This window comes from Bacillus sp. 7894-2 (genome assembly GCF_002272225.1).
Classification (GTDB): Bacteria; Bacillota; Bacilli; order Bacillales; family Cytobacillaceae; genus Cytobacillus.
Genome location: NZ_NPDG01000024.1, coordinates 1 through 10,504, shown reverse-complemented (window position 1 = coordinate 10,504; position 10,504 = coordinate 1). Strand labels below are relative to the sequence as shown.

The following is a 10,504-nucleotide window of genomic DNA, read 5'->3' as shown; positions in this document are numbered from 1 at the left end:
CCAACTCAGTAGAGTAATTTAGATTACTGCAGAAAACAAATTTAACATAAACAGCATTCTTAAAAAAGACAATTGCATTCAAATTTAATTACGAACGCTTAGCCTTCATTTCTTCAGCAAGGTTGGCGAAGAATTCTTCGTTTGATTTTGTCTGTCTTAGCTTGCGAAGCAGTTTTTCGGCGAAGTCCGGTGAATCGGACATGGACTTGCGGATTGCCCACAGCTTGTCCAGGTGATCCTTCTGAATAAGAAGTTCCTCTTTACGCGTGCCGGAGCGGCGGATGTCGATGGCCGGGAAGATTCTTCTTTCAGCCAGTGAGCGGTCAAGGTGCAGCTCCATATTGCCTGTCCCTTTGAACTCTTCATAGATAACATCATCCATCCGTGAACCCGTGTCAACGAGTGCAGTTGCCAGAATCGTTAAGCTTCCGCCCTCTTCAATGTTTCGGGCAGCACCGAAGAAACGCTTTGGCCGGTGGAATGCAGCTGGGTCAATACCGCCGGACAGGGTTCTGCCGCTTGGAGGAATAACCAGGTTATACGCTCTTGCCAGCCTTGTAATGCTGTCCATCAGAATCACAACATCACGCTTATGCTCAACGAGACGCATTGCACGTTCAAGAACGAGCTCGGCCACTTTAATGTGGTTTTCCGGCACTTCATCAAATGTGGAGCTGACTACATCGCCTGCAACGGAACGCTCGATGTCTGTTACCTCTTCCGGGCGCTCGTCAATCAATAGCACGATCAGTTCCGCTTCCGGGTGGTTGGTTGTTACGCTATTGGCAATTTCTTTTAAAAGCATAGTCTTACCTGCTTTTGGAGGCGCGACAATCAGACCCCGCTGCCCGAATCCAACCGGTGCAAGCAGGTCCATAATTCTTGTAGACAGCTGTCTTGTACCTGTCTCCAGTTTCATATGGCGGTTTGGATAAAGTGGTGTCAGTCCAGGAAAGTGAACGCGCTCTTTTGCTGATTCGGGATCATCGCCATTCACGGCTTCAACCTGCAGAAGGCCGAAATAACGCTCATTTTCTTTTGGAGGACGGACTTTTCCTGAAACCTTATCTCCGTTTCTCAAATCGAAACGGCGGATCTGGGAAGCGGAAATATAAATATCCTCTGAGCTTGGTGAATAGTTGATTGGACGAAGGAAACCAAATCCTTCAGACTGAATGATCTCCAGGACGCCTTCCATGAAGAAGTAGCCCTCCTGCTCTGCTCTTGCTTTCAGGATGGCAAAGATTAATTCTTTTTTCGATAACTTGCTGTAATAAGAAACTTTATATTCACGGGCAAGTTCATAAAGCTCTTTAAGCTTCATATTTTCTAAACTTGAAATATTTAAACCCATTTTTACACCACACTTTTGAAATTTTCAATTATTCCCTCCATATGCAGCTGTTCAAATGATTGGACTTTATATGAAAGGAAAGGGAAAGATACGTTGAGGCACTGAAAATAGCTGAAGATTCTATCATTATGTTCTTAATTAAAGGTTTCGAGGAATGGAACGGTTTGCTGTCCGTTTTCGGTTAAATTTATGAGGAATCCTATTCCATGTAAAACAATCTCTATTTTACCCCTTAATGTGAAAATTAATCAATAACAAAATTTGATATGGAAAATATAGCAGGAAGGAAATGAAAATGAGCAGGCTGGCGCAATGCGGCCAGCACTCATTTTCTATCTGTTTATTTATATTTATCTAATAACAAGATTAGGCTTTTTATTCAGACTATGGCGCCCTTCGACAAAGCGGACCGTTCCTGATTTTGCACGCATAACAATTGAATGGGTTGAACCGTATGAGCCTTTGAACTGTACGCCTTTCAAAAGCTCCCCATCTGTTACGCCTGTTGCAGCAAAAATCGCGTCATCGCCTTTTACCAGGTCTTCCATAAGAAGGACTTTATTAATATCAAGGCCCATCTTCAAGCAGCGCTCAGCCTCTGCGTCATTTTGCGGAAGAAGTTTCCCCTGAATTTCCCCGCCAAGGCACTTTAGGGCAACAGCTGCCAGCACGCCTTCCGGTGCACCGCCGGATCCGAACAAAATATCGACACCTGTTTCATCAAAGGCAGTATTAATGGCTCCAGCCACGTCGCCATCGTTGATTAATTTAATTCTGGCACCTGCTTCGCGAAGCTGGCTGATGATGTGTTCATGGCGCTCACGGTTAAGCACTGTCGCCACAACATCCTGGATATCCTTGTTTTTGGCTTTTGCCACCGCTTTCAAATTATCCAAAACAGAAGCGTTAATATCAATTTGACCAACAGCTTCAGGACCGACTGCAATTTTGTCCATGTACATATCCGGTGCGTGCAGAAGATTTCCATGGTCAGCTACCGCAAGAACAGCTAATGCATTCCAGCCGCCGGATGCTACGATGTTAGTGCCTTCAAGCGGATCAACAGCGACATCCACGCGCGGGCCGTAGCCTGTTCCAAGCTTTTCCCCGATATAAAGCATTGGCGCTTCATCCATTTCGCCTTCCCCGATAACGACTGTCCCCTTCATTGGCACCGTATCGAACACATCTCTCATTGCAGAAGTAGCGGCATCATCCGCTTCATCCTTTAATCCGCGGCCCATCCAGCGTGCTGATGCTAATGCGGCACCTTCCGTTACGCGAACTAATTCCATTGACAAACTTCTTTCCATCGATTTTTCCTCCCCGGATTCTAAGGCTGGCAGCATGGCAAATGCGGACCGGCTTCTTACCCCCCGGCACCGCCAGCCTGCCTTAATTTATATTTGTCTGCTGATCCCGCTTAAGCATTGGCCCAAGTATGATCAGTCAGCTGTTAATATTCAAAGTTGTTCTATTTATGCGTTCTTCATTTGTTCCATTTCTTCTTTGCTCATTTCTTCGCGCCAGATTGTGGCACCAAGTCCATTCAGCTTTTCAACCAGGTGGCTGTAGCCTCTGTCGATATGTTCTAAGCCTGTGACTTCGGTAACTCCCTCCGCCATTAAGCCGGCAATTACCAGTGCTGCACCTGCGCGCAAATCACTCGCCTTTACTTTAGCACCCTGAAGCTGAACAGGCCCATTGATGATCGCAGAGCGCCCTTCCACTTTAATGTTGGCATTCATTCTGCGCAGCTCATCAATATGCTTGAAGCGGGCACTATAAATAGTATCAGTGACCATGCTTGTCCCTTCTGCACCTGTTAACAGAGAAGTCAGAGGCTGCTGCAGATCTGTAGGGAAGCCTGGATAGACAAGTGTTTTAATGTCCACAGCTTTCATTTTCTCAGCTGGCCCGACAAATACCTGGTCGTCGTTCGATTCAATCTGAACGCCCATTTCGCGCAGCTTGGCAATTAAGGACTCAAGATGGTGCGGGATGACATTGTCAATCAGCACGCCTTCTCCAGCTGCTGCACCAACAATCATATACGTTCCCGCTTCAATCCGGTCCGGGATGATCGTATGCTGGCAGCCATGCAGATGGTCCACACCATCAATGCGGATCACATCTGTCCCGGCACCCTTAATTTTCGCGCCCATATTGGTTAAAAGCGTAGCAACATCAATAATTTCAGGCTCTTTTGCGGCATTTTCGATAATGGTTCTGCCTTTCGCCCTGACAGCGGCAAGCATGATATTAATGGTTGCTCCCACACTGACAACATCGAGATAAATACGGGCTCCGCGCAGTTCATCGGCACGAAGGTAAATGGCTCCCTGCTCATTGGTCACGCGCGCGCCAAGAGCTTCAAACCCTTTTATATGCTGGTCGATCGGCCTTGGCCCAAGATGGCATCCTCCTGGAAGTCCAATAACCGCTTTTTTAAATCGGCCAAGCATCGCTCCCATTAAATAATAGGAAGCACGCAGTTTTTTTACTTTTCCGTTCGGCAAAGGCATGGAAATCATGGAAGAGGGATCAACTGTCATATCATTTTCAGAGAATTCGACAGTGCCCCCTATTTCTTCAAGCAAATCTTTTAGAATTTGTACATCCGAAATATCCGGCAAACCTTCAATTGTTACAGGCGATTCCGCTAAAATGGTAGCTGGAATCAGTGCGACGGCACTATTCTTCGCTCCGCTGATCCGGACAGTGCCTTTTAAAGGATATCCACCTGCAATCATTAGCTTTTCCATTTGTAACTCCCTTCTAAGCCGTTGTTAAACACATATGCTGGAATTTGACTTCAATATTTAAAAAATTGATAGCCCTTACAGCAAAAGCTACACACTACTTTTCTAACCAACTTCAGCAGAAAATAGCCATAGCTTCTATAAGAAACCCAGTAGGCTTGTCTTTTTTAATATCGGAAAAATTGTCTTCGGGAAAATATGCACTTTCATATTATCATGTATCTGCATTTTTCAACATTGCAAGTTGGAAAAGGAACAATTTTCCATGTAATTTTTGCAGATTCCGACATTATCTTTATCTTATAGTTTACACGAAAAATCAAATCTCATGTATTGTATTCAAAAAAAGTTAAAATTAAGAAAGAAGCACTAAAAAACCGGGGTACAAGTAATGGGGCTGGCTTTGATCAAGAAAAGCGCAAGCGCCTTGCCCACCCCCGACAAGCACAAGCCGGGCCACCTGGAAAGGCGTCCTTTGCCTTTTTAGGTGGCTCGGATTGTGACCTCGAGGGGGTAGGCGCTTGCGCTAGACAGTTCTCAAAATAAAAATAAACAAAGCCAGTTTCCTAGAGTTATTTTACCGAAGGAAGCTTATCTATCCTCTTGAGTTCCAGTCTGCGAGGAACGCTTCGATTCCCTTGTCTGTCAGAGGATGGTTGAATAACTGCTGAATCACTTTATAAGGGACAGTCGCGATATGAGCTCCTCTTAGTGCTGCATCCGTCACGTGCTGTGGATGTCTGATGGAGGCCGCAATGATTTCTGTATCAATGTCATGAATCGCGAAGATTTCAGCGATTGTGGAGACCAGATCGAGGCCGTTGTGGCCAATGTCGTCCAAGCGTCCAAGGAATGGAGAAACATATGAAGCTCCTGCTCTTGCAGCTAGCAGCGCCTGGTTTGCACTGAAAATCAGCGTTACATTTGTTTTAATGCCTTCTTTTGAAAAAACGCTTACTGCTTTCAGGCCATCCGGCGTCATTGGCACCTTGATTGTGATGTTCGGTGCAATCGCTGCAAGCTCTCTTCCTTCTTTAATCATGCCTTCAGCGTCAAGAGCAATGACCTCGGCGCTGACTGAGCCTGGCACCAATTCCGTGATTTCGCGAAGACGGTCAGGGAAGGATACATTCTTTTCCTTTGCCACCAATGATGGGTTGGTTGTTACTCCGGCAACTACCCCTAGGGCATATGCTTCTTTAATTTCGTCCATGTTCGCTGTATCGATGAAAAACTTCATATAAAATCCCACCTTATAAAATATTCTGATATCTATGTATTATTAAATAAAGCTGTGATTCTGTAAAGCCTTACATGCATATGCACCTCAATAAATAAGGCAAACCGCTCCTAATTCTAGAAGCGGTTTTCTCGTGCAGTTATTTGATTATGCTTTGTTTGAAGAACCAAATTCGCGCATTTTGCCGATTACTGTTTCTTTAATCGCTTCGCGTGCAGGTCCTAAGTATTTGCGCGGATCGTATACTTCTGTATCTGCTGCCAATACTTCACGAACACGTTTTGCGGAAGCAATTTGGTTTTCAGTGTTTACATTGATTTTAGCAGTTCCTAAAGAAACGGATTTTTGGATATCCTTTGTCGGGATTCCAGTACCGCCATGAAGAACCAGAGGAACACCTGTAAGGCTTCCGATCTCTTCCATTTCAGCAAAGCCAAGGTTTGGCTCACCTTTGTATGGTCCATGAACAGAACCAAGGGCCGGAGCAAGGCAGTCGATGCCTGTACGCTTAACCAGCTCTTCACATTCTTTTGCATCAGCATAAATAACGCCATCAGCAATAACATCGTCTTCCTGTCCGCCAACAGTTCCAAGTTCTGCTTCAACTGAAACGCCTTTTGAATGTGCATATTCAACTACATTTGAAGTAGTCTCCACATTTTGTTCGAATGGATCATGGGAAGCATCGATCATAACGGATGTGAATCCGGCATCGATAGCTTCTTTACATTTATCAAAACTTGAACCGTGGTCTAAGTGGATAGCCACTGGAACGGTAATTTTATAATCTTCAAGCAGTCCTTCAACCATTTTTACAACTGTTTTAAAACCGCCCATGTAGCGTGCAGCACCTTCGGAAACACCAAGGATAACCGGTGATTTTTCTTCTTCTGCCGCCTGCAGGATCGCTTGAGTGAACTCAAGGTTGTTTAAGTTAAATTGACCTACTGCATAGCCTTCTGATTTTGCTTTATTAAGCATTTCAGTCATAGAAACTAAAGGCATTTTTCTTCCTCCTTATTGATAATCGTTTAAGTTCAGGCAGACTAAATACTGTTAAAGTTTTCCCCTTAACACTATCGAATATGTACCCTTAAAATAGTCCGCTAAACTGAGACGACCCTTTGGAATTCATCTGTTATCATACCAAAAAGGACTTAGAAAAGCCATTATTCCAGCGTGTTTTTATGAATTGTCATAAAGCAAACGCTATCATTTTTATTGTGTTGGAATTTCAGGTTAAAAACGGATATTTTTGGCTTATTACGAGTTAGGGACAAGCAAGTATTTTTTTACTGCCGCCCTGATGTCATCGATATCGAATGGCTTTGCAAAGTGAGTAAGAGCACCCAGATCCTTTGCTTCCTGAATCATATCGAGTTCACCGTAAGCCGTCATGATAATAACGCGGATATCTTTATCCACTACTCTCATTCTTTTTAAAATTTCAATCCCGTCCATTCCCGGTATTTTCATATCAAGAAGAACAAGATCAGGCGAATGCTTGGAAACAATGTCGAGAGCCTGGACTCCATTGGCAGCCTGGTACGTGTCGTACCCTTCCTTCTGCAGTACCTCATTAAGTAAAATGCGGATTCCGAACTGATCATCTACGATTAAAATTTTCCCTTTCATCAAGCCACCTCTTTCTGTCGTATTAAAAGCACTTAGGTTTTAAACCATACTGAATTATGACTGCAGGTCACTTAACTATACATTCTCCTACAGCTAATTTCTCTGTGAAACTTGATTATTCCTTCTTATTTTAGTAAATACCTTTGATTATTTTACCTTTCCTTCCACATTCTCTATAATAGAACCGCAGGAAGAGATGAAGGAGTGAACGGATTTGCTGAAGATGTTTTCTACCCAGCTGACAGGCTTATTTAAAAGACTTCAGGAAAAAGAGGAATTTTCCATAGAGGACAGCGCCCGCCTTTTGGCCCAGGCTGCTGCCGGTGATGGGAAAATATATATTTATGGTGCAAAAGAAATGGCCGCAATCGGCTATGAAGCCGTCCAAAGCCAGGAGCCGCTTAGGGATGCCGCAATTTTGGAGAAAGATGCGGAAGTCGCTGAAACAGACCGCGTCATAATCTTTTCAAGATATTCGGATGACGAAGACGCAGCCGCTCTCGCAAAATCTTTGTCCGAAAAAGAGATACCCTTTGTGGCAGTAAGCACTTTAAGAACTGAAAGTGGCGGCAGTCTGGCCGATTTGGCTGATGTTCATATAGATTTAAAGCTTGCGAAAGGCCTTCTGCCTGATGAAGAGGGCAATCGCTTCGGCTATCCGGCCTCGATGGCTGCTTTGTTTGTGTATTATGGAATTAAGTTTACGATTGATGAGATTTTGTCGGAGTTTGAGTAGCTTTTGCGGGTTTTATCTGTAAAAATACTTTGTGCTCCACAAACAAAAAATCCCTCCGCATCCGGAGGGATTTTTCGCATATTATAGTTTCTCGCTGAACTTCAATGATGCCCCGACAAATTCACGGAATAATGGCTGAGGGCGGGTTGGTCTTGAGATAAATTCAGGATGGAACTGGGAAGCGACGAACCAAGGGTGATCCTTGACTTCGATGATTTCCACCAGGCGGCCGTCCGGGCTTGTACCGGAGAAGACAAAGCCTGCTTTTTCCATATCCTGACGGTAATGGTTGTTGAACTCATAGCGATGGCGATGACGCTCATATACCACTTCATCCTGGTATGCCTCAAAAGCTTTTGTATCTTCATTCAATTTACAAGCCTGCAAACCAAGTCTTAGAGTTCCGCCTAAATCTTCAATATCCTTTTGCTCAGGCAGAAGATCGATTATTGGATGCGGTGTTTCAGGAGCAATTTCTGCTGAGTGCGCCCCTTCAAGACCCAGTACGTTTCTTGCAAATTCAATCGAAGCCAGCTGCATGCCCAGGCAGATGCCAAAGAATGGCTTTTTGTTTTCGCGTGCATATTGAATGGCAAGGATCTTCCCTTCAATGCCGCGGTCGCCAAATCCGCCCGGAACCAGGATTCCGTCCACGTCCTGAAGCAGTTCATTCACGTTCGTGCTGTCCACTTCTTCAGAGTTGATCCATTTGATTTCAATATCAGAATCATAGGCATAACCTGCATGTTTTAAGGCTTCGACAACAGAAATGTAAGCATCCTGCAATTCAACATATTTACCGACAAGGCCAATCCTGGTTTTCTTAGAAAGGTTTAGAACCTTGTCAACCAGCTGTTTCCACTCGGTCATCTCTGCTTCTCCGCAATCCAGCTTCAAATGCTTGCAGACGATTTCATCAAGCTTCTGATCCTGAAGGGATAGCGGTACAGAATATAAAGTATCCGCATCTGCTGCTTCAATAACAGCTTCTTTATCGATATCACAGAATAGCGCAATTTTGTCCTTCATATCCTGGGAAATTGGCATTTCTGTACGAAGAACGATGACGTTTGGCTGGATGCCAAGGCTTCTTAGTTCTTTAACACTGTGCTGTGTCGGCTTTGTTTTCATTTCACCTGCTGCCTTGATGTAAGGAACCAGTGTACAGTGAATGTACATTACATTATCGCGGCCAATATCGCTCTTAATCTGGCGAATCGCTTCAAGGAATGGAAGTGACTCAATATCCCCTACTGTTCCGCCGATTTCTGTGATGACCACATCAGAATTCGTTTCATGGCCTGCACGGAAAACTTTATCCTTGATTTCATTTGTGATATGCGGAATAACCTGTACCGTTCCGCCGTTATAGTCGCCGCGGCGTTCTTTTCTAAGGACAGTGGAGTAAATTTTACCAGTCGTTACACTGCTGTATTTTGTCAGGTTAATATCAACAAAGCGCTCATAGTGGCCTAAGTCCAGGTCCGTCTCTGCGCCGTCACCGGTTACAAACACTTCACCATGCTGGTACGGGCTCATGGTTCCCGGATCCACATTTATGTAAGGATCGAATTTCTGAATCGTAACCGTTAACCCTCTGTTTTTCAGCAGGCGGCCAAGTGATGCTGCCGTAATTCCTTTTCCCAGTGACGAAACAACTCCGCCCGTAACAAAAATATACTTAGTCATGAAAAATTCCCCCTTGATATCAGTTTGTGCATAATGATGCCGGTTTAAAGACTTGATGATAAAAATTCTATTGTTCAGCCTCCGGTTTTTTCAGCGGAAGCTTATCGCAAAGGGATGGTTTAGCTCTTCTTGAAAAGGCACATGGCCTGTAAAAAAAAATAAAAAGCGCTCCTCTTACTTAAGTAAGTAAGGGAGCGCTATTAGCGTCTAAACGAATCGTCCTTTTTTAAGGAGCCCAAAAAGTATTCTACAAGCCCTGAAACGAAAAGTCAAGGTTATAAATCTTCTTCTTCGTCTTCGTCGATTTCGTCTTCCTCTAGCTCTTCATCTTCATCGCCAAGGTCGAATTCTTCTTCTTTTTCCACGATATCATCATCTTCGAAATCGTCATCATCTTCAAGATCATCGTCATCGTCGAGAAGATCGTCATCATCGTCTTCAGTCAGATCATCATCTTCGAATCCGTCGATATCGTCGTAGTCGATATCCTCTTCATCCAGTTCATCATAATCTTCAAGATCGAGATCGTCGTCGGCCTTTTTCTTCGCCTTTTTCTTCTTAGGCTTGATTACGGTTACGACTTCTTCTTCATATTGGTCAACCGGATACCATGAACGAAGACCCCAGCGGTTATCACCCAATCCAATGAAATGGCCATCTATATTTAAATCTGTATAGAACTGCGCAATTTTCCCCTTGACTTGTTCCTCTGAAAGGTTCTTAAGTTTAGCTACTTGATTCATGATGTCATTAAAGGCCATTGGTTCTTTTTTGCTTGTCAGAAGTTCATAAGCCACTTCGATTAATGACATATCCTGCAATTCTTCTTTTGAGAACTGTTCCAAACTCAATATCAGCACTTCCTTTCCCTATGTAAACGCTCATAAGCGCGCTAATTAAAACTATATAAGTTGAATTTCCGCAGGGCCCTGCACATGCATGCGGACAGCCTGCAAGAAGGCATATTCTTCATTATAAACAAATTTTTACGGTTTATGCCAGTTATATCTGCTGTTCTGAGTATTTTTATGCGATTTATTCTGATTTTAAATTACCTTAATAGGGCTTTGATTGATGTCCGTTAATTT

At 43.9% G+C, this 10,504-nt stretch carries 9 protein-coding genes; 1 reads left to right on the top strand and 8 read right to left on the bottom strand.

The window, feature by feature from the left end:
- Positions 1 to 88 precede the first annotated feature (88 nt).
- The 6 genes from rho to CHI10_RS04900 form a co-directional block, all read right to left on the bottom strand.
- Positions 89 to 1,354, bottom strand: coding sequence for a transcription termination factor Rho (rho, locus tag CHI10_RS04925; protein WP_095243212.1), 1,266 nt, complete (start codon positions 1,352 to 1,354; stop codon positions 89 to 91).
- 350 nt (positions 1,355 to 1,704) lie between these two features.
- Positions 1,705 to 2,667, bottom strand: a complete 963-nt coding sequence (gene glpX, locus CHI10_RS04920; protein WP_095243211.1) for a class II fructose-bisphosphatase — start codon at positions 2,665 to 2,667, stop codon at positions 1,705 to 1,707.
- 165 nt (positions 2,668 to 2,832) lie between these two features.
- Complete coding sequence (locus CHI10_RS04915; RefSeq protein WP_095243210.1) at positions 2,833 to 4,119, bottom strand: UDP-N-acetylglucosamine 1-carboxyvinyltransferase; 1,287 nt, start codon at positions 4,117 to 4,119, stop codon at positions 2,833 to 2,835.
- Positions 4,120 to 4,711: 592 nt separating this feature from the next.
- Complete coding sequence (gene fsa, locus CHI10_RS04910; RefSeq protein WP_095243209.1) at positions 4,712 to 5,356, bottom strand: fructose-6-phosphate aldolase; 645 nt, start codon at positions 5,354 to 5,356, stop codon at positions 4,712 to 4,714.
- A gap of 147 nt (positions 5,357 to 5,503) precedes the next feature.
- Positions 5,504 to 6,361: a class II fructose-bisphosphate aldolase gene (locus tag CHI10_RS04905; RefSeq protein WP_095243208.1), complete on the bottom strand. Its 858-nt coding sequence runs from the start codon at positions 6,359 to 6,361 to the stop codon at positions 5,504 to 5,506.
- A 258-nt stretch (positions 6,362 to 6,619) separates the two neighbouring features.
- Complete coding sequence (locus CHI10_RS04900) at positions 6,620 to 6,994, bottom strand: response regulator (protein ID WP_172581936.1); 375 nt, start codon at positions 6,992 to 6,994, stop codon at positions 6,620 to 6,622.
- Between the two features lie 211 nt (positions 6,995 to 7,205).
- Between CHI10_RS04900 and CHI10_RS04895 the strand changes: the two genes are divergently transcribed.
- Entirely contained in the window at positions 7,206 to 7,727 is a 522-nt protein-coding gene (locus tag CHI10_RS04895; protein WP_095243207.1) for a DUF2529 domain-containing protein, read from the top strand.
- Positions 7,728 to 7,808: 81 nt separating this feature from the next.
- Here CHI10_RS04895 and CHI10_RS04890 read toward each other — a convergent pair whose 3' ends face one another.
- Both CHI10_RS04890 and rpoE read right to left on the bottom strand, forming a co-directional pair.
- Positions 7,809 to 9,416 carry a CTP synthase gene (locus CHI10_RS04890; protein WP_095243206.1) on the bottom strand — a complete coding sequence of 536 codons (1,608 nt, stop codon included), beginning with the start codon at positions 9,414 to 9,416 and terminating at the stop codon, positions 7,809 to 7,811.
- Between the two features lie 275 nt (positions 9,417 to 9,691).
- Positions 9,692 to 10,267 carry a DNA-directed RNA polymerase subunit delta gene (gene rpoE / locus CHI10_RS04885; RefSeq protein WP_095243205.1) on the bottom strand — a complete coding sequence of 192 codons (576 nt, stop codon included), beginning with the start codon at positions 10,265 to 10,267 and terminating at the stop codon, positions 9,692 to 9,694.
- Between the last annotated feature and the right edge of the window lie 237 nt (positions 10,268 to 10,504).

Excerpts from the sequence above, each read along its gene's own strand:
- rho (WP_095243212.1), bottom strand. The coding sequence starts at position 1,354 with ATGGGTTTAAATATTTCAAGTTTAGAAAATATGAAGCTTAAAGAGCTT.
- glpX (WP_095243211.1), bottom strand. The coding sequence starts at position 2,667 with ATGGAAAGAAGTTTGTCAATGGAATTAGTTCGCGTAACGGAAGGTGCC.
- CHI10_RS04915 (WP_095243210.1), bottom strand. The coding sequence starts at position 4,119 with ATGGAAAAGCTAATGATTGCAGGTGGATATCCTTTAAAAGGCACTGTC.
- fsa (WP_095243209.1), bottom strand. The coding sequence starts at position 5,356 with ATGAAGTTTTTCATCGATACAGCGAACATGGACGAAATTAAAGAAGCA.
- CHI10_RS04905 (WP_095243208.1), bottom strand. The coding sequence starts at position 6,361 with ATGCCTTTAGTTTCTATGACTGAAATGCTTAATAAAGCAAAATCAGAA.
- CHI10_RS04890 (WP_095243206.1), bottom strand. The coding sequence starts at position 9,416 with ATGACTAAGTATATTTTTGTTACGGGCGGAGTTGTTTCGTCACTGGGA.